Below are 23,113 nucleotides of genomic sequence, written 5' to 3' on the forward strand. Positions count from 1 at the left end.
TATGAATGCGATAGAAGTTAAGAATTTATATTATGAATACAAAAATAAAATACTTGCTCTAGACGATATAAATATGAAAATTGAGATCGGAAAAAAAACAATAATTTTAGGTGCTAATGGTAGTGGAAAATCTACTCTTTTGCAGCATTTTAACGGTTTAAATAAAGCTCAAAGAGGAGAAGTTTTACTTCATGGACAGAATATTAAAAAAAGTAAAGATTCCAGAAAATTAGTAGGCATTGTATTTGATAATCCTGATGATCAAATATTTTCAAGCAGTGTATACGACGATGTCGCTTTTGGACCAAGAAATCAAGGCCTAACAGAAGGGGAAGTTTCAACAAAAGTAAATGAAACCCTTGAAATTTTAAGTCTTTTAGAATTTAAAGATAGAGCTCCTTATCACTTGAGTCTAGGTCAGAAAAAAAGAGTTGCTATTGCAGGGGTTTTAGCAATGGAGCCTGATATCATGATCTTAGATGAACCTTTTTCTGGACTTGATGCCTTTACAATAGAAAGTTTTATGGAGTTACTAGATACACTTCATAAAAAAGGGAAGACCATAGTAATTGCTACCCATGACTTAAATCTTGTATGGGAATGGGGAGACAGTTTTATAATTATGAATAATGGTAAAATCATAAAAAAAGGAGATTCGGATATTTTTTATGACAATAATTTGCTTCAAAGTGCAAAATTAAGACAGCCTTACAAAATTCAATATTTACAAAATAGAGACTAGGATTCAAAACGCCTAGTTTTTTTATTTGGAAATAAAAACAATTTCATACTCAATAGGTTTGTAATGACCTTCTAAAGGGAATAATACAAAGAAATAAGGAGGATGATATGTATATACTAAAGACTTATATAACTACTTTTGCGGTATTTCTTGTTATAGATCTCATTTGGCTTGGATTTATTGCTAGAAATCTTTATAAAAAATATCTAGGGTATTTGATGGCAGAAAATGTGAACTGGGTAGCTGCAATTATTTTTTATATGATTTTTATAGCCGGAATTTTGTTTTTTGTGATTAATCCAGCTATAACAAAAGATAGTTTTATATATGCTATTCTTGCTGGAGCTTGTTTTGGATTTATAACATATTCTACCTATGATCTTACGAATTTAGCAACTGTTAGAGATTGGCCTTTAACAATAGTATTCATTGATATCACATGGGGAACCTTTTTAGCGGCCTCTACATCTTCTATAAGTTTTTTGATTATAAAAAAATTTTTCTTATGATTTTAGCAATAATATAGGAGCTTACAATATGACTTTAGGAGGAATATATGAGAAAAGAAAAGCTGGATGGAAGAGAATTTTTTAATTTATTTAGTTATGGAGCAAATGAAGTTATATTAAATAGAGAAAAACTAAATAAAATAAATGTATTTCCAGTTGCAGATGGAGATACTGGAAATAATTTAGTATCTACTTTAAATAGCATATTAGATTATACTCAGGTTAATGATTCTTTTTCTGAAACTTTAAACTCTATGTCTGAAGCGTCGCTTTATGGTGCTAGGGGCAATTCAGGGGTTATATTTGCCCAATATATTTCAGGACTTGCATCTCAAACAAAAGGTAAAGCTTATGTGAAATTAAAGGATTTTGCAACAGCAAGTATGGAATCTGCCCATGGCTTATATTCTGCACTCTCAAATCCAGTGGAAGGAACTATGCTTACTGTAATTAAAGAATGGTCAGCATATATCAGTGAAAATCATAGTAAATATGAATTTTTTGATGAAATGTTTGAGAGCTCGATAGAAATTGCTTCTAAATCCTTGGATGAGACAAAAGAAAAACTGGAAGTTCTTAAAAAAAATAATGTTGTTGACTCTGGAGGAAAAGGTTTTGTTTTATTTCTCGAAGGAGTGATTAAATATCTAAAAGGTTATAGTATTGAAAACATAAAACAAACTGTATCTGTAGGACAAAGTCTTGAGGTGAAAAGTCACATTAGTGAAGAAGAGTCGTATTACAGGTATTGTACAGAGTGTATTATAAAGGGAAATGTTCCAAGTCAAGAGCTAATAAAAGAGGAACTAAATAACTTAGGGGATAGTATAATTGTTGCAGGTAATGAAAACTTTAAACATATACACATTCATACAAATGAAGTAGAAGATTTTTTTAGTGAAGTATCGAAATATGGAGTAATTTCTAGACCAAAGGTTGAGGATATACATCTTCAGGAGAAACTTAAAGTATCAAAAGGAAAAATTGCAGTTGTGACTGACTCAATAGCAGATATACCAAAAGATATATTAGAAAAGCATGATATACACCAAATACCTCTTAATATATTAGTTGGAGATAATGTATATTTAGACAAGACTACTATAAAGTCAGAGGATTTTTACAATATTATTAATAACTCTCCTATTTATCCAAATAGCTCTCAGCCAAATGATATAGATATAAAGAATAAAATAGATTTTTTAAAAGATCATTATGAAAGCATAGTTATAATTTCAGTCTCAAGCAAACTCAGTGGCACATATGATAGTTTAGTTAAATATTCCAATGTTTTAAAAAAATCTGGATATCCAATTGAAGTTATTGATAGTAGATTAAACTCAGTAGCACAGGGATTGCTTGTAGTTGAAATTGCACAAATGGTAGAACAAGGCAAGAATATAGAAGATATATTAAAAAGTGCCCAAGAAATAATTCCTAAAACAGAGATATATGTAGCCTTAGATACATTTAAAAACTCATTAAAAAGCGGACGTGTTCCAAAAATAATAGGAAAAATTGGAGTTTTCTTTAAACTAAGACCTATAATATCTCTTAACAAAGAGGGTAAAGGAGCTGCCTTTTCAATAGCGATATCAAAAAAGACATTAATGAAAAAAATACTAGATTTAGTAAAATCGAAAAATGGTGAGCAAAAAATATTTAAATATGCAGTGGTTCACTCTGGTGATGAAAAAAATGCAAATATATTCGCAAAACAAGTGGAAGAAATACTTGGATTAAAGCCCGAGTATATATGTGAAATTTCATCCATAACAGCACTTCATGCAGGAGAAAAAGCTGTTGCTATAGGCTTTATTAGATAACTAGAAAGAAGGGTTATTATGATTTTGGAATCTATAATTGTTATATTCATTTATTTTTTATGTTTCTTTATTGTTGGAACATATATAAAAAACAACTCTATAGTGGATATGGGATGGGGAATAGGATTTGTTATTGTAGCTTGGTATACAACTCTAAGAACTTTGAATCTATACACCTCAAATCTAGTGATTACTATTTTAATAACCATATGGGGATTAAGACTTTTTTACCATATAATAAAAAGAAATTGGGGAAAACCTGAGGATTTCAGGTATGCTAATTGGAGAAAAGAATGGGGGAAGCTAGTTATTCCAAGAGCATTTTTACAGATTTATATGCTTCAAGGAGTATTTATGTTTATAGTTGCCCTCCCTATAATTCTATTGAACTCAGAAAATCAATCTACGTTCACTATCTTTGGATTTGTAGGTCTTTTGATTTGGACTATAGGATTCTTTTTTGAAAGTGTGGGAGATTATCAGCTTAAGGTTTTTAAATCAAATCCTGAAAATAAAGGAAAAATAATGGACCAAGGGCTCTGGAAATACTCCAGACATCCGAACTATTTTGGAGAAGCGACAATGTGGTGGGGCATAGCAGTGATTGCATTTTCATCAGGAGCAAGCATAGCTTCATTTATAAGCCCAATAACAATAACATATCTTTTATTATTTGTATCCGGAGTCCCAATGCTTGAAAAGAGCTTTGCAAAAAGGCCGGGATATAAAGAATATAAAGAAGTTACGCCAGTTTTTTTTCCATGGTTTCCTAAAAAATCAAAATAATAAAAGTGAAACAATTTAAAGGGAGCATTAGCTCCTTTTAAATTGTTTTCTATAGAAACTTACATAATAAAGATTTATAATAATTATGGTTACAAAATGAATAAAAAGTGGAATTTCCAAGATGTTTTAAAGGAGAGGGGAAATTAGATGATATATAAAAATATATTGGAAACTATGCCTATTGCCTATGCAAGACATAAGATAATAATAGATGAAAATCAGGTTCCTATAGATTATGAGTTTTTAGAAGTTAATAGTGCATTTGAAAAATTTACTGGTTTAAATAAAAATGATGTAATAGGTAAAAAAATAACTAAAATATTTCCAAGTATTTCCGAATCAAAATTTAACTGGATAGAAATTTATGGGAAGATAGCACTTGACTTGGGAAGTGAAACATTTGAACAATTTTCTGACCCTCTAAAAAAATGGTATAAAATATTTGCATTATCAGATGAAAAATTCTATTTTCAAACTTTTTTTGTGGATATAGATGAACATGTGGAGGCAAAAAATAAACTAAAAGAATCTGAAGATCTTCTTTGGAAGGTTATGAATAGCATTCCATTGAGAATATTTTGGAAGGACAAAAATCTTAATTATCTAGGTTGTAATAATAATTTCCTAAAGGATTCTGGATTTGAATCCTATAAAGAGCTAGTTGGGAAAAATGATTATGATATGAACTGGAGAGAGTTTGCAGATTTATATAGAGAAGATGACCAGATGGTTATTGATACTGAAAAAGTAAAGCTTAATTTTGAGGAAAAAGTTATAAATGCAAATGATGAACTTAGATGGGTAAAAACGAGTAAACTCCCAATATATGAAGCAGATGGAAAGGTTAAGGGAGTATTAGGGATATTCGAAGATATCACATCAAAAAAACTCTCAGAAATAGAAATAGAAAAAGAAAAAAATAGGTATGAAGAGTTATCTAAAAAAAGTAGATCTATTGCTTTTGAAGTTGATATTGAAGGAAAGTACACATATATAAATGATGTTGTTAAGGATGTCCTTGGATATAGTCCAGAAGAAATTGTTGAAAAAAAATACTTTTATGACCTCACCTTTGGGGAAGAAAGAGAAAAACTAAAGACCTTTGGGGAAGAAATACTAAAAACAGAGGGAAGTGTTAATGATTTTGAGCACAAGCTTTTTGATAAAGACGGAGATGCGGTTTGGGTTTTAACAAATGGGTCTCCGCTTTATAGCATGACAGGGGAATATATAGGCTTTAGAGGAATTGATATAGATATTACAAAAATTAAGGAAAATGAAGAAAAGATAATATATCTTAGTTATAGAGATCAATTAACAGGACTATATAATAGAAGATTTTTTGAAGAAGAAATTAAAAGGCTAGATACCAAAAGAAATTATCCTATGAGTGTTATTATGATAGATGTTAATGGTTTAAAACTCATGAATGATGCATTTGGTCACAAGGCTGGAGATGACCTAATAAAAACTCTGGCAAACACTATGAGGGAAGTTTTTAGAGCAGATGACATAATAAGTAGAGTGGGTGGAGATGAATTTGTCGTATTACTGCCATCTACCTCAGAGTTTGATACCGAAAAGCTAAGTGAAAGGTTTCTAAATAATTTAAAAGGGAAAAAAGTGGAAAACTTAGATATTTCAGCTTCAATTGGTTATAGTACAAAAGAAGATGAATCTATGTTATTTGAAGATGTAATAAAAAGAGCAGAAGCTTATATGTATAACAGCAAGACATTGAATAGAACCAAATTAAGAAATAAAGCGATACAAGACATAATCAACCAGCTGTTTATAAAAGTAAAAGATGAAAGAGTACATGCCTCTTTAGTAAGCAAACTATGTGAAAACATAGGAATGAAAATGGGATTTGAAGAAGATGAGGTTAAAAAAATAAGGGAAATGGGACTTCTTCATGATGTTGGGAAAATTGCTGTTCCAAAAGAAATTTTGGAAAAAACCGAAGAATTAGATTATGAAGACTGGAAAGAATTAAAAAGGCATCCAGAAATAAGTTATATTATACTTAGTTCTTCCAGTGATTATATGAAATTTTCTGAGGCAGTTTTATATCACCATGAGCATTTTGATGGTAATGGATACCCTAAAAAACTTAAAGGGGAAGATATACCATTATATTCAAGAATTATAGCGGTAGCAGACACATATGCATCAATGGTGTTAGATAGAGTCTATAGAAAATCTATTTCCTCAAAACATGCTCTAGATTTATTAAAAGAAGCTTCTGGAAAAAAACTGGACCCTAAAATAGTAGATATTTTTATAGAACATAGGTGTTATGAATTTTAATATTGAAAAGGTAGTGGATATGAAAAAAATACTTCTTTTTTTGACAAAAGGTTTTGAACTCATAGAAATGAGTGCGTTTGTAGATGTTTTTGGTTGGAACAAAACCTTTAATAAGATAGATATCGATGTAATAACATGTGGGTTTAATAAAGAGATAAAAAGTACCTTTAATGTAACTCTAACTGTGGATAAAGTCTTCCATGAAATTAATCCTGATGACTATGATGCTATGGTAATACCAGGTGGGTTTGGATATTTTGGTTTTTATGAAGAGGCTTATGATGAAAGACTTCTTAATCTTATTAGAGATTTTGATTCCAAGAAAAAGCCAATAGCAACTGTATGTGTATCGGCACTTATTCTTGGGAAAAGCGGTATATTAAAAGGTAAAAAAGCAACGACATATCATCTTATGGATGGAAGAAGGCAAAGACAGCTTGAAGAATTTGGTGCCATAATTGAAGGCGGATCAGTTGTAAAAGATGAGCATATAATTACATCATGGTGCCCATCAACAGCCCCATATGTTGCCCTTGAATTATTAGAGACTATGACTTCAAAAGAATATAAAGATTATATAAAAGAAATTATGGGATACTAAAAATAGCTTTATATAAAATCACCTGTAAACTCAGGTGATTTTTGTATATACTATATATAAGAAAGATTTCTTAATATTCGAAAAAGAAGGGATAGTATGACTATGAGAGAAAAGGTAATAAGCTTACTTGATGAAAATTTAAAGACAGACCATCTATACAAACACTCTTTGGCGGTTGAGGCTGTAATGGGGGCTCTTGCTGAAAAGCTAGATCCAGACAATAAAGAGAGATGGGCTGTAGCAGGACTGGCACATGATCTTGATTCTGATCTTGTGGATTACAAAAACAATGAAAATCATCTTCATGGGATTAAAGCAGTAGAAATACTAAAAGAAAATAATATTGGTGATCAAGAGATATATAATGCCATATCTGCACACAATTATGAAACAAAGGTTAAGCCGGAAAGCACAATGGCAAAAGCTCTTTATGCGGCAGACCCTATAACAGGATTTATAACTGCAATAACCCTAGTATATCCAGATAAAAAAATAAGCAGTGTAAAAACCAAATCAATAACTAAAAGAATGAAAGAACTAAGATTTGCAGCAGGTGCTGACAGAGCTGCTATGAGTTCTATAGAGGAACTTGGGATACCATTTCCTGAGTTTGCAGAGCTTTCTCTAAAAGCGATGTTAGAAATTTCAGATGACCTTGGATTATAACAAAATCTGATAATAATTAGAAAATTATACTAATAAATATAAAGCTTTCAAAAATCAAATCTATGTTTTATATCTTAAATTTCACGAGGGAAAAATCACCTCGTGAAATTTTTTATTTGTATAAAGAAAACCACCTGCTATGCGGGTGGTTCTAAAAAGCTTATAGCGGTGAGTAGAAAAAAGAAAACCTCCTATTGTAAAATAAAGTTAGGTCTGACCAACCAACATTAAATTACAAAGGAGGCTATCCAATTGGATAAAAATAGTTTAGCACATACAAAATGGAACTGTAAATATCATATAGTATTCGCACCAAAATATAGAAGACAAATTATATATGGAAAGATAAAAAGAGATATAGGAATAATCTTGAGGAAATTATGTGAATATAAAGGAGTAGAAATCATAGAAGCAAATGCATGTCCAGATCATATACATATGCTTGTGAGCATACCACCTAAATTAAGTGTGTCACAATTCATGGGATATCTAAAAGGAAAAAGTTCACTGATGATATTTGATAGACATGCGAACTTAAAATATAAATATGGGAATAGACATTTTTGGTGTAAAGGATATTATGTTGATACGGTAGGCCGAAATAAAAAAGTAATCGAAGAATATATAAAAAATCAAATGCAAGAAGACATAGCAAGTGATCAAATAAGCATGAAAGAATTTATAGATCCGTTCACGGGTGAGCAAGTAAGCAAAGGCAAGAAAAAATAATCCCTTTAGGGATTGCCTGTGAATAAAAAGCGGTTGGCAGACCATTCAGGGTGTCTTAAGACACAGCAAGTACCATGCCCTTATAGGGCTAGAGCAAACCACCCGTTTTACGGGTGGTCATGATTCTTTCAGGTGCTTTTTCAGAAAATAAAACTTCAGGGCTATCTTCCATAATTATTTCTCCGTTTTCCATAAAAACTATCTTATCTGCGGTCTCTTTAGCAAATTTCATTTCATGAGTTACTATAATCATAGTGTTTCCAGCCTTTGCAAGAGTTTTTATTACTGACAGGACTTCTCCTACAAGCTCTGGATCAAGTGCAGAAGTTGGTTCATCAAACAAAATCAAATCAGGGTTTGAGGCCATTGCTCTTGCAATTCCCACTCTTTGTTGTTGTCCCCCAGAAAGCTGATTTGGAAAAGATTGTTCCTTCCCAGAAAGTCCTACAACCTCGATAAGCTCTTTTTCTCTTGAGATTGCAGCTTCTTTTTTAAAGCCATGAACCTTTTCAAGTCCAAGAGTTATATTGCCAAGTACATCCAAATGAGAAAAGAGTCCAAAATTTTGAAATACCATTCCAATTTTTTTCCTCAAATCTGTAGCCTCTGATTCTTTTATTTTTGCCATATCATACTCTTTATCATTAAGATGCATGATACCAAAGTCAGGCTTTACAAGCTGGTTTATAGTTTTTAAAAATGTAGATTTGCCAGAACCTGAAGGACCTATTACTGCAACTACTTCTCCTTTTTTTATAGTAAAATCCATATCTGAAATAACCCTTTGATTGCCAAAAGATTTGCTTAGTGATTTAATTTGTAACATCATGCAGCCCTTCCTTTACTATAATGCTTTTCCAAATAAAAATTTAGCTTTCCAATTAAAAGAGTTATAAAAAAATATATTAATCCTACAGCTAGATAAACCTCAAAAAACCTATAATTAGAGGCTGCTCTCATCTTGCCAAGTCCCATAAGGTCATTAAGACCAAGCATAAATGTAAGTGAGGTACCTTGAATAATTCCAATAAAGGTATTTCCAAATGAAGGTATAGCAACTCTTAGAGCTTGGGGTAGCTGTACATGCCACATTGTCTGGAGCTTAGTAAGACCAATTGAAAAACCAGCATCTTTTTGTAAATTATCAACAGAAAGGATAGACGCTCTGCTAGTCTCTGCTATATATGCTCCAGCGTTTATGGACATGATTATTACGGAAGCCTGAAATGCATTCATTCTTCCCAGTGAAGGAAATAGCTGGGGAAGACCAAAGAAAAAAAGAAAAAGCTGAATCATCAGTGGAGTACCTCTGAAAAAAGAAATATAAACCTTGAAAAAACTATCTATAAATGGGACATTAAAATATCTGATAATACCTACTAAAACACCAATTATAAGGCCAAATCCCATAGCTAAAAGCCCCACAGAAAGTGTAATGGGCAGGGCTTTTAAAAGCTCAAGGAATGAATTTGAAAATATTTCAAAACTAAATCCAGTCATGATTAAAATCTCTCCGAAATATCTATATCAAAGTATTTTTCTGAAATGTCTTTTATTGTATTGTCTTCATACATAGAGTCTATAGCTTGGTCAATTTTTTCTATAAGTTCTTTATTTTCATCTGTATTTAAAAATGGAAATGCATTATGAAGCTCATTAAGTGGTGCTCCAGCTAGTTTTAGGGGAAGTCCTGACTCTTTTATTACTGATTGAAGAGCAAGTCTATCGTTCATAGCAGCATCAACTCTTCCTATTGCAACATCTTGATAAGAACCAGATCCACTATCGTATATTATTATTTCTATCTCAGAGTCTTTGTCAAACTCTCTAATCATTTCCTCGTAGTTAGTTCCAAGACCTACAGCTACTGATTTTCCTTTTAATGACTCAAGATCAACTATATCATCTCTGTCAGATTTTGATATAAGCTGTGCTCCATAGTATACATATGGTCTTGTAAAAAGATATTTTTCTTCTCTTGCTTCAGTTACAGTAATTTGATTGGCGATAGTGTCTATTTGATTTGAGTCTAGCATACCAAATAGGCCGCTAAAATCACTTGTAACAAATTCTACTTCATATCCTATTCTGTTTCCGATTTCTTTCCAAACATCTACATCAAACCCAGTAAGCTCTCCCTTATCATCCAGATAGGTATATGGTTTATATGAGCCGCTCATGCCAACCTTTATTACATTTGATTCAGAAGTACCTTGATTTTGATTTGCAGATGAGTTTGAGTTTAAAAAGTAAAAACCACCTAAAATAACAAGTATAAAAGCTGACACGATTAATATATTTTTAGATTTCATTGTAATCCTCCTATTGTTTTAAAATATTTTGTAAGTTAATTAAGTCCATTCTGGCCAGAATGTAAAGATTTCAGGTTTTTTGCAATAAAAAACGGGCAGGTCCATATTGGACTACCCGCTATTACACAAAATCATGTTTTAGGGAAAGCCTTATCAGCACCACAAAAAGCTGTTATCTAGTTTTTGAACAGAACTAGAGCAACAGCATAGAGCATTAAAGCTTTGTGGATTAGAATTTAGCTTTTTCATAACATGACTCCTTTCAATCTTTTTTTATAATACTACAAGATTAATACCAAGTTGTCAACTATGAATTAAAAATTCTTTTAGTATGAAATCCTGTTTTAAATAAATTGATCAGAAATAGGGTATAATCTAAAAATTAAATCAAATACATAAAAACAGAAAGCAGGAATAACGAATGAAAATAAATATTAGAACTATAATTATAATACTGACCTTAGGTATTTTTTATTTTATTATTAGAAGATTAGGGATTATAGATATTTTATCTGACCTAGAGAGGTTTAAATTATTTATAGAGGAAAGAGGAAATTTTGGTTATTTTATTTATATTCTTATCTATGGAATTGCAGCTGTATTTTCACTTCCAGCATGGATATTTACAGTTACTGCCGGAATTGTGTTCGGGCCACTAAAAGGGGGAATTTTGGCATTAATTGGAGCAACGGTAGGTGCTCTTTCAGCTTTTTTGGTTTCGAGATATTTGGCAAGAGATTTAATTGTAAAGAAATTTGGAGATAGTAAAGTTTTCAAAAAAATAGAATCTGGGGTTGAAAAAAATGGTAGAGATTTTCTTATACTCACACGGCTAGTTCCTATATTTCCATATAATCTTCAAAATTATGCTTATGGTATGACAAATATTGGCACTTTAGAATATACACTTATATCTCTAATTACTATGATGCCAGTATCTTTCATATATGCTTATATGGCTGGAGATATAGCAGAAAATGGAGTAACTCAAAGACTGTTCTTCAATCTACTTTTAGCGGGTATTATTTTATTTTTTATATCTCAAATCCCTAAAATATTTGCAAAGAAAAAGAATATTGATATTTCAAATATGAAATAAAAAAGTACTTTTAAAGGGGAGGAAAACATGAAATACGACTACGATATTATAGTCATTGGTGGAGGAAGCGGAGGTCTTGTTGTGGCTTCTGGAGCATCATCTTTAGGTGCGAGGGTTGCTCTTATAGAAGAATCAGATATGGGAGGAGATTGCTTAAACACAGGGTGTGTTCCTAGCAAAAGCTTCCTTAAAGTAGGACATACATGTGAAGCTATAAGAAATTCTGAAAAATATGGAGTAAAGTCTGAAATAAAAGAAGTAGATATAAATAAAGTAATGGAAAGGGTGAACTCTGTCATTGAAACCATTAGACCAAAAGATTCCAAAGAAAGATATGAAAAAATGGGAGTAGATGTGTTAAAAGGAAGGGGTATTATCGAGGATTCCAACAGCGTAAAAGTGGGAGATAAAATATTAAAAACTAAAAATATTGTAATAGCAACTGGTTCCAGTCCCTTCATACCAGATATAAAGGGATTGGATTCTATTTCATATTTTACCAATGAAAATATTTTTAAAATAGATAAAAAGCCAAAACATCTTATTGTGCTAGGTGGAGGACCAATAGGTTTAGAATTAGGGCAAGGCTTTAGTGAAATTGGGTCAAAAGTTACTATAATAGATAGAAATAAAAATATGTTTTCTAAGGATGAGCCAGAAGTCGGAAATTTGATGATTGATGTGTTTAAAAATATGAATATATCAGTTAAATTAAATTCAAAAATATTAGAAATTGAAAAAGACAATGAAGATATAAAAGTTTTTATAGAAATAGATGGTAAGAAAGAAGTGGTAGTTGGAGATTCTATACTAGTATCTCTAGGCAGGAATCCCAATACGAAAAATATTGGGGCAGAAAAAATAGGACTCAAACTAGATAAGCGGGGAAGTATTATTACAGATTTGCAAATGAAGACAAATATAAAAAATATATATGCATGTGGAGACGTGACAGGTCCATATCAGTTTACTCATATGGCATCTTATCAGGCTAGCATAGTTATTAAAAATATAATTTCACCTATAAAATCCAAAGCAGATTATTCTTATGTGCCTTGGACAACTTACACAAAACCAGAAGTATCTCATGTGGGAATGATGGAAAAAGCTGCAAAAGAAAAAAGAGTATTTGGAAAGAGTATAACTATCCCATTAGATGAAGCTGATAAATCAGTTGCAGAAGGAGACATAAATGGATTTTTAAAGCTGATATTAGGTAAGAGAGGAAGCGTTCTTGGGGCTACTATTGTAGGTGAAAAAGCAGGAGAGCTAATTACAATTGCATCTATTGCAATTAAAAATAAAATGAAGGTGAATGATTTTGCAAATATAATCTAGCCATATCCTTCACAATCAGAGATTTTTAAATATGCTGCACTAAAAAATATGAAAGATAATTTAAAGCCTTGGCAAAAAAAGTTAATTAAGAAAATAATATAAGAAAAGTAAAACGCCTATAAAAATTTTGTATATAGGTGTTTTTTTATTGTATATACAACACAAAGATTGTTGACATATGCCATAAACGGAGTATAATGAAAAATATAAATGGCATATGCCAATAAAGGAGGTGATTAAAATTCCTAGACCTACAAAATTAAGAAAAGTATGTTGTCTTCCTGAAAGTAACTTGTTTGGACCAATAACCCCACACCTAGATAAAAGAGAAATGGTTTTGATGACTGTGGATGAATATGAAACAGTGAGGCTTATTGACCTAGAAGATATGAATCAAGAAGAATGCGCTGAAAGAATGGGGGTAGCTCGAACAACTGCACAAAAGATTTATGGTGAAAGTAAAAAAAAGATAGCAGATGCAATCGTAAATGGAAAGATATTAAAAATAGAAGGGGGAGATTATAAGCTTTGTGAAGGAGAAGAAAAAGTATACGGCTGCAAAAGATGTAAAAGAGGGAGAGGTTGTAAATGAAGATAGTGATACCGGTTGAAAATAAAGAAATAAATTCAGATACATGTAATTCTTTTGGAAGAGCTCCATATTTTTTAATATATGATACAGAAAATAGGAAAAAGATTTATTTAGATAATAATGCCGCTGAAACCAGTGGAGGAGCAGGGGTTAAAGCTGCTCAAACAATAGCTGATAATAATATCGATATAGTTATAACTGCAAAGTGTGGAGAGAACGCATATGAAGTATTGAAAGGGTCAGATATTAAAATATATAAAAAAATTCTAGATAAAGCTGATGAAAACTTAATAGCTTTTAGGGAAGGAAAGCTAGAAGAACTTAAGGAGACACATTCAGGGTATCATCTTCACGGAGGAAGATAGTATGAAAGTTGCTATTTTAAGTGGTAAAGGGGGAGCTGGAAAGACTATGGTTGCTGTAAATATGGCTTATGTTTCAGATGAGTCTGTTTACTTAGACTGTGATGTTGAAGAACCTAATGGCAATATTTTTCTGAAGAATAATTTTGTAAGCAAAGAAAAAGTGAAGGTATATATTCCACATGTAGACCAAGAAAAGTGTAGTGGATGTAGGACGTGTACTAATTTTTGCAGATTTAATGCACTTGCCATGATGGGCGAAAAGATAGTTGTATTTGAAGAAATTTGTCATTCTTGTGGAGGCTGTACAATTCTTTGTCCTCAAAACGCAATTTCTGAAAAAGATAAAATCATAGGAACTATTACACGAGGATATTTTGAAAATGTTGAGGTTATATCAGGTGAACTAAATATCGGAGAGCCCTCAGGGGTACCGTTAATTAAAAAAATAATTAAAATTGGAAAAGAAAAAGACAAAGTAGTTATCATAGATTGTCCACCTGGATCTTCATGCTCTGTGATTGAAGGTATAAAGGATGCAGATTATTGTCTGATTGTAACAGAGCCTACAATTTTTGGATCACACAACTTAGAAATAGTTCATAAATTAGCTAAGTTGTTTAAAAAGCCAGTTGGAATAATTTTAAATAAAGATATAGATGAAAAAAATCCTTCAGAAGAATATGCCAATAAAAATAATTTAAAAATAATTGGGAAAATCCCTTTTAATAATAAGGTTTCAAAAATGGTATCCAATGGACAAATCATATCTAAAGAAGATGTAGTTTATAAAGGTATCTTTGAAAATATGCTTTATAAAGTTAGAAAGGAGGTAGATAATGAAACAACTTCTTGTAATTAGCGGAAAAGGGGGAACTGGAAAAACTACCTTAACTTCAGGGTTTATAAAATTATCTAACTGTAAAGCCTACGGAGATTGTGATGTGGATGCCCCAAATCTTCATCTTCTTACTAATTTCCAAAAAGAACCTAATAGATGGGATTTTTTTGGAATGGACAAGGCATTTATTGATAATTCAGAGTGTATTTCTTGTGGATTATGTATGAAAAATTGTAGGTTCTCAGCTATTACTAAAAAACAAACTTATAAAGTAGATTCAATAGATTGTGAAGGGTGCGGGCTTTGCGAAGCTTTATGTCCAGTAGGAGCTATAAAATTAAATAAAACTAAAGCTGGAGATTTAATCTTATATAAAGAAAAAGAAGTCTTTTCTACCGCAAGATTAAAAATTGGCAGTGGAAATTCAGGGCTTTTAGTTACTGAAGTTAAAAAAAATCTAAAAAATGAAATTAGTAATAGTCACTTAAATAGTATTAACAATCAAAGCTTTACTATTTTAGATGGCCCCCCAGGAATAGGATGTCCAGTAATTGCATCCATTAATGATGTGGATATGGTACTTATAGTAACGGAACCTTCTTTATCGGGAATTAGTGATATGAAAAGAATTTTAAGAACTTGTGAAAAATTCAATGTAAAGATAGCTGTCTGTATTAACAAATATGATATGAATATGAAGATGAGTGAAGAAATAGAGGCATTCTGCAATGAAAATAATATAAACTTTACTGGAAGAATACCTTATGATTCAAATGTGGTCAGCTTTACGAATAAAGGAATAAGTATAGTAGACACTGAATCCCCTGCATCAGAAAATATAAAAAAGGTATATAAAAATATGATGGAGATTTTTATGCAAAAATAAAATATTATAAATGAAAGAAGGTTATTTATATGGGAGATAATTGCACAGAAAACTGTAGTACATGCGTTAGTGAATGTGATGAAAGAAAAAAAGACTATTCAGATTTTAGAGAAAATCCTCATCCAATGAGCAATATTAAAAAAGTAATTGGTATTGTAAGTGGTAAAGGGGGAGTAGGAAAATCTCTTGTCACTTCTATGATGGCTGTTACTATGCAAAGAAGAGGATATAATGTTGGGATTATAGACGCAGATATTACAGGGCCATCCATACCTAAATCTTTTGGAATCAGAGAAAAAGCACAAGCAACTGAATATGGATATTTGCCAGTAAAAAGTAAAAGTGGAATTGGAATTATGTCTATTAATCTTCTTCTTGACAACGATACTGATCCTGTAGTTTGGAGAGGGCCGATAATTGCAAATACAGTCAAGCAATTTTGGAAAGATGTAGATTATATGTTTATAGATATGCCACCTGGGACAGGAGATGTACCACTTACAGTTTTCCAATCTATTAAAATAGATGGGATAATAATAGTAACATCACCTCAAGAACTTGTATCTATGATAGTATCAAAAGCTTTAAAGATGGCAAGAATGATGGATGTACCAATTTTAGGAATTGTTGAAAATATGTCTTATTTTAAATGTTCAACTTGTGATGAAGAACATAAAATATTTGGAGAAAGTAAGCTTGAAGATATAGCTAATGAATATAATATAGATATTCTTGCAAAAATTCCTCTAAATCCTGGTTTATCCCCTGTTTGTGATAAAGGTTTAATAGAAATTTTTAAAGGAGATTGGCTTGAAAACGCAGCTGACATATTAAATAGAAAGGTGGATTCTATATGAAGATAGCGGTAGCTAGTGATTTTGGAGAGGTGACTAGTCATTTTGGTCACTGTAGAGAATTTGAGATATTTAATGTTAAAGAAAACACTATAGTAGAATTTGAAATAATTTCAAATCCTGGACACAAACCAGGATTTCTTCCAAATTTCTTAAATGACATAGGAGTCAATGTTATAATATCAGGTGGAATGGGGCAAGGAGCAATAGAGATATTCAATGAAAAAGATATAAAAGTAATAACTGGGGCTCAAGGAAAATCAAAAGAGGCTGCCAGTATGTATATTAGTGGAAATCTTATTTCTAATGGGGCAGTATGTAATGAACACATGAACCATGGAAATTGCTAGTCTTTTTTTCAAAAATAAATACAATTAATTTATGATAACCTAGATTATTTAACATCTACAGACATGTAAATGTATAAAATAATCTAGGTTTTTTTATAGTTTACATATTTTATTTAAAAAACGAGTTATAATAACAATTGAAAAGTAAAAATTTTACAATTTAAATATTTTTTTGAAATTTTATTAATAAAATAAAAATCTACCATTAAGTGAAAGGGTGAGGAAATGCTTAAACATGATTTTTTAAACCTTGTAGATTCATATATAGATATATGGGATGAACTAGAAGAACCAATGTTTATAAAAAAGAAGTTTTCTCATTTAACGCAAACTATAAAATATTTCAAGATAAAATCCCAGATGAAAAGGACATTCTCCTCTATTAATATAAAATACAAACATCTAAAACAATCCAAAGAAAACTTATCTTTCTCGAAGGAATCAGAGGAAGAAATGTGGGTTTTAAGAGCTTGCTGCATGAATAATAAAGAGTTATCCCATCTGATAGAATTATGGCTTGAATTAGATATAAAAAATATGGAAAATAATATTCAGGGAGATTACATTGGATGTACAGAAGAATTTATAAAAAGAGTAAAGGAGACTTGGCCAAACATGGAGGAAAGTCAAGTTTTTCAAGCACTTAGAAATGTATGGATAATGATAGCCCTAAAGATAATGTTTTCAAATAACCCAAATGATTTAGTTCTTACTAATTCCATATTTGCATATAGTATGCTTTATCCTCTGACAGATAATTTGCTTGATAATCCAAATATATTGCAAGTGGAAAAGTTGGATTTTTCAAAACGATTGGAAAAAAGGCTTAAAGGAAATATATTAAGTCCGAAAAACACTGAAGAAAAAGATATCTTTGATATGATTTCACTTATTGAGCAAGAATACTGTAGAAAATCTTATCCCAAAGTTTATGAAAGCCTTTTACTTATACATGAGGCTCAAACAAATAATATTAAAAATCAGTATATGAACCCTGAAAAAAATGATATAAAAAAATCTACATTTGAAAAAGGGGCAGCATCAGTAGTTGCAGATGGATATCTTGTTATGGGGGATTTAACTCAAACTCAGATGGATTTTCTTACAGGATATGGGATAGTACTTCAGCTTGCTGATGATCTTCAAGATATTGAAGAGGATGAAGCTGTAAACCATACTACTATTGCAAACTCTTGTCCAAATAAAGAACTTCAAGAATACATATTAAATCTCCTCAAGCTAAGTGAAAAAATTTTGGATAAAATAGATTTTAATGAAGACTATGTGAATAAAGAAATGAAAATAATTTTGTTAAGGAGCATGGAAACACTTATAAGTGATGCAGTATTAAAAAACAAAAAAAGATTAGATACTTATTTTTATAAAAGAATCAGCAAGGCTAGTCCAATTGGTCTTGAAAAATATCTAAAACTAAAAAATTACAGTATTGGAGAAATAGAAAATATAAAACCAAAATTAATGCCATAACATTTGACTTTTATGAAGCAACTATATTAAGTCAAATATATGGCATTATGAGTTTTATTTTTATGCAGTTTGTTTAAAAGAGCCCTTAAAGATATGAAAGTCCAGATTTGCGAATATAAGGCCTATAAGAATTATAAGTCCTCCAATCCACTGAGAAGCGCTTAGACTTTCACCAAGAATGATTTTAGCTGTTATAAGACCGGTGATAGGAACTAGTAAAGAGATAGGAGCTATTTTTGATGCAGGGTATTTACCCAGCAAAAGACTCCAAGTTCCATATCCAAATATAGTTGCTCCTACGGCAAGGTAAAAAATTGAAAATATTGACATAGGACTTAGGTTAAAAATAGTTGTAAATATCATTTGCGGAGTATCTAGCATAAAAGCGAATATAAAAAGTGGTATAGGAGGGACTAAGCTAGTCCAAACTACAACTCCAAGCATATCTATTTGTTGCCCCTTAGAAGCGGCTTCGTTTGAAGCGAATTTTAGTATTATATTTGAAAGTGCCCAAAATGACGCAGCAGCTAGTGTAAGCATTAGAGCTGGAAGTGGTATTTCAGTGATACTTGAATTACTTCCGCTTCTTCCTATAAAGAAAAGTCCAAAGGATGCAATGATTAGCCCTATAAATTGTTTTTGTCTAATTGGCTCTTTTAAAAATAAGAAAGCTAAAAGTGGAGTTATAAATGCAGCGGATTGAAGTATTATTGAAGCAAGTCCTGCAGGCATACCTATCTGGAGTGCATAAAAAAGGCAAGCAAACTGACCTACTCCAACCGACAAGCCGTATCCGATACCATATTTCAAATCTATATTAGGTTTTTTGACAAATAAAAGGGCAGGTAGGACAAATGTATATCTAAGAGCGGCTAAAAGCATTGAAGGGACACCATCAAGCCCTAGCTTAATCACTGTGAAATTAGCGCCCCATATAACTACTACAAGTAAAGCTAATAAAATATCTTTTCTTTTCATTATGAAATCCCCCTGAATATAGTTAATAGAGATATAATACTCCTGTTAGCATAATTCTACAAGTGATAAAATGATATGATTAAATCATAAAGAAAAAAATATAACTACGCCAAGTACTGTATACTATATTAATGACTTTAGATTAAAAAATTTAGGAGATGATATATTGAAATTACTACTTTGTGAAATACCTTGGATGAAAAAATATAATGGATATGACGAAAATGATATACCTTTTGCAGGAGATAAGGCATTAGATGAAGAGGATTATAGTAATGAGTATTTCACATTTCAAGACAATAATGGAAGCTGTTATGGATTATGTGATATAGATGAAATAAAAATAGATACATACTATAAAGGTGTTAGAAAAAACAGCGAGTATGTTCAAAATGCTGTAGTGATTTGGATATCTTACGATAAAAAAGGAGTTAAAAGAGTAGTAGGGTGGTACGAAAATGCAACAATATATAGAAAAAAACAAATAAGAAGTATCTTTACAGATTTAACTGGATCTAATGATATAAAGTACAATATTATTTCTAAATCAATGGACAGTAAACTCATTCCAGAAGATAAAAGAACTTTTTCTTTCGATGAATATGAAAATCAAAGCAATTTTAAAAATATACAGCTAATAGATACTTCAGCAGAAATGCCTTCATATGTTGATGACCTTATTGACTTTATAAACAATTATGATTTTGGAACTGAAAACCTAGTACTTACAGATGAGCTTTTATACAAAGAGATTAATGAATCTGAAAAGTCAAAATCTCCTAAAGAACTTTACGAAAAAGGAGCCTCTTATTTCGAAAAAGAGGAATATCTAAATGCCTTTAGATATTTTAATGAAGCAAATAAAAAAAGTGAAAATCTTGCTACTCTTTTTGCCATGGGAAGTTCTCTATATTATTTGTATGCATTTGACAAAGCAATAGAAATATATAAAAAAATGGTTGAATTAGAAGGAGAGAAAATTCACTCTATAGAAAAGCTGATGTGTTCTTACGACCATATAGGTGATATTGAAAACACTATATTTTACTGTAAAAAATTAATAGAGCTTCTTGACAATGAAGATGAATTTGTAAGTGAAAAGATAGATGGCTATGCTATTTTATTTGATATTTATATTCACCTTGAAAGAAAAAACGAAGCTAGAAATACTATTAAAAAAATGGAAGAATATAGTAATAAAAATATAGATAATGCAGAAGAATATCTTAAAAATATGAGAGAAATTTTAAGTTGATTTTCATAATAATATAACATTTAAGATTGATAAAAAGGTTTATATTATTAAAATTGAATTTTACCTTGACATCAATTTTACTCCCGTGTAGAATGTTTAAATAACAATTTAAGAAAATGGCCTTTAGGTCGTTTCCGTATAATCTTGGAGATATGGTCCATAAGTTTCTACCAGACTACCGTAAACAGTCTGACTACGGGATTTTATTCGAATAACTTAATTTATAGTTATATAGGAATTATCTTAATATTCCTATCGCTAACTATTAATTAGCTTCGTTTAATTCCAAGCCCGTAGATTTTAATCTACGGGCTTTTTAATGTAAAAAAGGAGGATCAGCTTTGGAACTGCTAAAAAAAAGAATAATTGAGGATGGAAGAGTACTTGAAGGTGAAGTACTCAAGGTTGATAATTTTTTAAATCATCAGCTTGATATCTCTCTTTTAAATGAAATTGGGAAAGAGTTCAAAGAAATATTCAAAGATTTAAAAATCACGAAAATACTTACTGCTGAAGTATCCGGGATTGCCATAGCGGCTATAGCCGCACAGTATTTTAATGTACCAGTGGTATTTGCAAAAAAAACTGAATCAAAAAATCTAGACAAAGAGACATTTGAGGGCAGTGTATATTCTTATACTAAGGAAAAGCATTACAAAATAAGGGTTTCTAAAAGATACATAAGCAGTGAAGACAAAATATTAATTATAGACGATTTTTTAGCTCATGGGGAAGCTATACTTGGCCTTAAAGAAATAGTAGATGAAGCACAAGCAGAGCTTATGGGTGTAGGAGTAGTGATAGAAAAAGGATTTCAAAAAGGTGGAGACAAATTAAGACAGATGAATTTAAATGTTCATTCTTTAGCAAGTATTAAAGAAATGGTAGATGGGAAAATAATTTTTGAATAATATGATATTAATAAGGAGAAAACTAAATGCAAAGCACACACTATCCATGGTTTAAAAGAGAAGATTTTGATGGCTTTTTTGCACTTTTTCAAAATAATTTGGCGAACTTTGTTCTTATAGCAGTATCTATGATAGCTATGGGATTTCCAGCATCTATAGTTTACGGAAAAGTAATCCCAGGAGTAGCAGTTTCAGTTCTTTTTGGAAATCTATATTATGCTCATATGGCAAATAAGCTGGCTCAAAAGGAAAAAAGGTCAGATGTAACTGCACTTGCTTATGGGGTTAGCACACCTGTTATGTTTATTTATCTATTTGGAGTTTTAAAGCCGGCACTTGATCTTACAGGAAATCCTGATATAGCATGGAAGATTGGTCTAGCAGCCTGTTTTCTTGGTGGAACAATAGAGATCCTTGGAAGTATAATAGGAACATGGGTTCATAAAAAACTTCCTAGAGCTGCTATGCTTGGTGCTCTTGCAGGAGTTGCCTTTGCATTTATTGGAGGAGAACTACTATTTAAAACCTATGAAATGCCTGTAGTTGGTATGCTTGTACTTGCTATAGTACTTATGGGTCTTGTAGCTAAGAAATCAATGCCTTTTAGAATTCCAGCTTCACTATTTGCAATAGTGATTGGAACATTTATGGCTTATACTGTAGGTGGTACTGATGTATCACAAATTAAAGAAGGTTTTTCGGTTGTAGGATTTTATCTTCCGCTTCCATCTTTTGCAGTATTTCATGGAATTACATATCTGACGTCAAATATGATAGGTTTATTTGCAATACTTCTTCCAATATCTATTTATAACTTTGTAGAAACTATGAATAACGTAGAAGCTATGGCAGCAGCAGGAGACAAATATAGCGTAGGAGAGGCGCAACTTGCTGATGGCATAGGAACTATAATTGGAACAATCTTTGGAGGAGTGTTTCCAACTACTGTTTATATAGCTTCTATTGGTTCAAAGTGGATGAATGCAGGTAGAGGATACTCTATATTAAATGGAGGAGTATTTTTATTAGCTTCAACTTTTGGAGTTATTGCCGCTATTTCAAAAATAATACCAGTTGCAGTAATATCGCCAATACTTGTTTTTGTTGGAATATCTATGGTATCGCAGGCATTTTCTTCAGTAGAAAAAAAGCATTTTCCAGCAGTAGCTCTTGCCATGTTTCCATACTTTGCTAATTATATAATGACAAGATTTAATAATTCAGCTCCAGAAGCTGTTGCAAATCTTTCAAGTGGAATAGTACCTTTAGGTCAGGGTGCTATGTTTACTGGACTCGTTTGGGGAGCTATCCTTGTATTTATAATTGATAATGAATATGACAAAGCTGCATATGCATCTATGGTAGGTGTAGTGCTAAGCGCAGTAGGATTTATGCACGCTCCTAAACTCCAGCTTTTTTATGACTATCAATATGCACTTGGATATGCAATAGTGGCAGGGGTATTTATTGCATTTCATTTATATGAAAAGCCTGCTATGGAAAAAGAAAAAGAAATTATTTCTAACTATAATGAAAATATAAAAGCTGTATAGACTGATATTGCTTATATAAAAACTAAAATATAAGGCTCATAAAATCCTATTTATGTAAAAAATAAATAGGATTTTAACTTTTTTGTAATTTTTTTTTAATTTCTTCACAAAATGTTCATAAAGAT

24 protein-coding genes and 1 riboswitch are annotated in these 23,113 nt (G+C 31.2%); of the genes, 20 read left to right on the forward strand and 4 right to left on the reverse strand.

Features of this window, described 5'->3' with window-relative positions:
- Position 1 precedes the first annotated feature (1 nt).
- The 8 genes from J2Z35_RS02675 (at position 2) to tnpA (ending at position 8,169) form a co-directional block, all read left to right on the forward strand.
- Positions 2-742: an energy-coupling factor ABC transporter ATP-binding protein gene (locus J2Z35_RS02675; protein ID WP_209659093.1), complete on the forward strand. Its 741-nt coding sequence runs from the start codon at positions 2-4 to the stop codon at positions 740-742.
- 107 nt (positions 743-849) lie between these two features.
- Positions 850-1,251 (forward strand): DUF2177 family protein, encoded by a 402-nt coding sequence (locus J2Z35_RS02680; protein WP_209659095.1) that lies wholly within the window; start codon positions 850-852, stop codon positions 1,249-1,251.
- Between the two features lie 47 nt (positions 1,252-1,298).
- Complete coding sequence (locus tag J2Z35_RS02685; protein ID WP_209659096.1) at positions 1,299-3,077, forward strand: DAK2 domain-containing protein; 1,779 nt, start codon at positions 1,299-1,301, stop codon at positions 3,075-3,077.
- An 18-nt stretch (positions 3,078-3,095) separates the two neighbouring features.
- The gene (locus tag J2Z35_RS02690; RefSeq protein ID WP_209659098.1) at positions 3,096-3,863 is read left to right on the forward strand and encodes a DUF1295 domain-containing protein; all 768 of its coding nucleotides are present in this window, start codon (positions 3,096-3,098) and stop codon (positions 3,861-3,863) included.
- 147 nt (positions 3,864-4,010) lie between these two features.
- Positions 4,011-6,173, forward strand: a complete 2,163-nt coding sequence (locus J2Z35_RS02695) for a PAS domain S-box protein (RefSeq protein ID WP_209659100.1) — start codon at positions 4,011-4,013, stop codon at positions 6,171-6,173.
- Positions 6,163-6,774: a DJ-1/PfpI family protein gene (locus J2Z35_RS02700; protein WP_245330724.1), complete on the forward strand. Its 612-nt coding sequence runs from the start codon at positions 6,163-6,165 to the stop codon at positions 6,772-6,774. Before J2Z35_RS02695 ends, J2Z35_RS02700 begins: the two co-directional genes overlap by 11 nt.
- Positions 6,775-6,870: 96 nt before the next feature.
- Positions 6,871-7,440 carry an HD domain-containing protein gene (locus J2Z35_RS02705; protein ID WP_209659102.1) on the forward strand — a complete coding sequence of 190 codons (570 nt, stop codon included), beginning with the start codon at positions 6,871-6,873 and terminating at the stop codon, positions 7,438-7,440.
- A 252-nt stretch (positions 7,441-7,692) separates the two neighbouring features.
- Positions 7,693-8,169 (forward strand): IS200/IS605 family transposase, encoded by a 477-nt coding sequence (gene tnpA, locus J2Z35_RS02710; protein WP_209659104.1) that lies wholly within the window; start codon positions 7,693-7,695, stop codon positions 8,167-8,169.
- 88 nt (positions 8,170-8,257) lie between these two features.
- On the opposite strand, the gene J2Z35_RS02715 is transcribed toward tnpA, so the two are convergent.
- The 3 genes from J2Z35_RS02715 to J2Z35_RS02725 are packed head-to-tail and all read right to left on the reverse strand — an operon-like array spanning position 8,258 to position 10,481.
- The gene (locus J2Z35_RS02715; protein WP_209659273.1) at positions 8,258-8,995 is read right to left on the reverse strand and encodes an amino acid ABC transporter ATP-binding protein; all 738 of its coding nucleotides are present in this window, start codon (positions 8,993-8,995) and stop codon (positions 8,258-8,260) included.
- The gene (locus J2Z35_RS02720) at positions 8,995-9,669 is read right to left on the reverse strand and encodes an amino acid ABC transporter permease (protein ID WP_209659106.1); all 675 of its coding nucleotides are present in this window, start codon (positions 9,667-9,669) and stop codon (positions 8,995-8,997) included. The genes J2Z35_RS02715 and J2Z35_RS02720 overlap by 1 nt, the downstream gene beginning before the upstream one ends.
- Positions 9,670-9,671: 2 nt before the next feature.
- Entirely contained in the window at positions 9,672-10,481 is an 810-nt protein-coding gene (locus J2Z35_RS02725) for an amino acid ABC transporter substrate-binding protein (protein WP_209659108.1), read from the reverse strand.
- Positions 10,482-10,902: 421 nt separating this feature from the next.
- Here J2Z35_RS02725 and J2Z35_RS02730 point away from each other — a divergent pair, with 421 nt between their 5' ends.
- The 9 genes from J2Z35_RS02730 (at position 10,903) to J2Z35_RS02770 (ending at position 18,291) form a co-directional block, all read left to right on the forward strand.
- Positions 10,903-11,580, forward strand: coding sequence for a TVP38/TMEM64 family protein (locus J2Z35_RS02730; RefSeq protein WP_209659109.1), 678 nt, complete (start codon positions 10,903-10,905; stop codon positions 11,578-11,580).
- Positions 11,581-11,607: 27 nt separating this feature from the next.
- A complete protein-coding gene (locus J2Z35_RS02735; protein WP_209659111.1) occupies positions 11,608-12,918 on the forward strand; it encodes a dihydrolipoyl dehydrogenase family protein in 1,311 nt (436 codons plus the stop codon).
- A 217-nt stretch (positions 12,919-13,135) separates the two neighbouring features.
- The gene (locus J2Z35_RS02740; RefSeq protein WP_245330725.1) at positions 13,136-13,510 is read left to right on the forward strand and encodes a DUF134 domain-containing protein; all 375 of its coding nucleotides are present in this window, start codon (positions 13,136-13,138) and stop codon (positions 13,508-13,510) included.
- Positions 13,507-13,875 (forward strand): NifB/NifX family molybdenum-iron cluster-binding protein, encoded by a 369-nt coding sequence (locus J2Z35_RS02745; protein WP_209659113.1) that lies wholly within the window; start codon positions 13,507-13,509, stop codon positions 13,873-13,875. The genes J2Z35_RS02740 and J2Z35_RS02745 overlap by 4 nt, the downstream gene beginning before the upstream one ends.
- Position 13,876: 1 nt before the next feature.
- Positions 13,877-14,734 carry a nucleotide-binding protein gene (locus tag J2Z35_RS02750; protein WP_209659115.1) on the forward strand — a complete coding sequence of 286 codons (858 nt, stop codon included), beginning with the start codon at positions 13,877-13,879 and terminating at the stop codon, positions 14,732-14,734.
- Positions 14,712-15,599, forward strand: coding sequence for an ATP-binding protein (locus J2Z35_RS02755; RefSeq protein WP_209659117.1), 888 nt, complete (start codon positions 14,712-14,714; stop codon positions 15,597-15,599). Before J2Z35_RS02750 ends, J2Z35_RS02755 begins: the two co-directional genes overlap by 23 nt.
- 29 nt (positions 15,600-15,628) lie before the next feature.
- Complete coding sequence (locus J2Z35_RS02760; protein WP_209659118.1) at positions 15,629-16,456, forward strand: Mrp/NBP35 family ATP-binding protein; 828 nt, start codon at positions 15,629-15,631, stop codon at positions 16,454-16,456.
- Entirely contained in the window at positions 16,453-16,803 is a 351-nt protein-coding gene (locus J2Z35_RS02765; protein ID WP_209659120.1) for a NifB/NifX family molybdenum-iron cluster-binding protein, read from the forward strand. Before J2Z35_RS02760 ends, J2Z35_RS02765 begins: the two co-directional genes overlap by 4 nt.
- 225 nt (positions 16,804-17,028) lie before the next feature.
- A complete protein-coding gene (locus J2Z35_RS02770; protein ID WP_209659123.1) occupies positions 17,029-18,291 on the forward strand; it encodes a hypothetical protein in 1,263 nt (420 codons plus the stop codon).
- Positions 18,292-18,351: 60 nt separating this feature from the next.
- Here the strand turns inward: J2Z35_RS02770 and J2Z35_RS02775 are convergent, their stop codons facing one another.
- Positions 18,352-19,269 carry an EamA family transporter gene (locus J2Z35_RS02775; RefSeq protein WP_209659125.1) on the reverse strand — a complete coding sequence of 306 codons (918 nt, stop codon included), beginning with the start codon at positions 19,267-19,269 and terminating at the stop codon, positions 18,352-18,354.
- Between the two features lie 166 nt (positions 19,270-19,435).
- Here J2Z35_RS02775 and J2Z35_RS02780 point away from each other — a divergent pair, with 166 nt between their 5' ends.
- The 3 genes from J2Z35_RS02780 to J2Z35_RS02790 all read left to right on the forward strand — a co-directional run bounded on the left by J2Z35_RS02780 (position 19,436) and on the right by J2Z35_RS02790 (position 22,988).
- Entirely contained in the window at positions 19,436-20,524 is a 1,089-nt protein-coding gene (locus J2Z35_RS02780; RefSeq protein WP_209659127.1) for a tetratricopeptide repeat protein, read from the forward strand.
- A 114-nt stretch (positions 20,525-20,638) separates the two neighbouring features.
- Positions 20,639-20,740: riboswitch (purine riboswitch) on the forward strand.
- 125 nt (positions 20,741-20,865) lie between these two features.
- Positions 20,866-21,435, forward strand: a complete 570-nt coding sequence (locus J2Z35_RS02785; RefSeq protein ID WP_209659129.1) for a xanthine phosphoribosyltransferase — start codon at positions 20,866-20,868, stop codon at positions 21,433-21,435.
- Positions 21,436-21,461: 26 nt separating this feature from the next.
- Complete coding sequence (locus tag J2Z35_RS02790; protein ID WP_209659131.1) at positions 21,462-22,988, forward strand: NCS2 family permease; 1,527 nt, start codon at positions 21,462-21,464, stop codon at positions 22,986-22,988.
- The last annotated feature ends 125 nt before the right edge of the window (positions 22,989-23,113 follow it).

Origin of the sequence: Acetoanaerobium pronyense, from assembly GCF_017874355.1 — a bacterium.
Taxonomy (GTDB): Bacteria; Bacillota; Clostridia; order Peptostreptococcales; family Filifactoraceae; genus Acetoanaerobium; species Acetoanaerobium pronyense.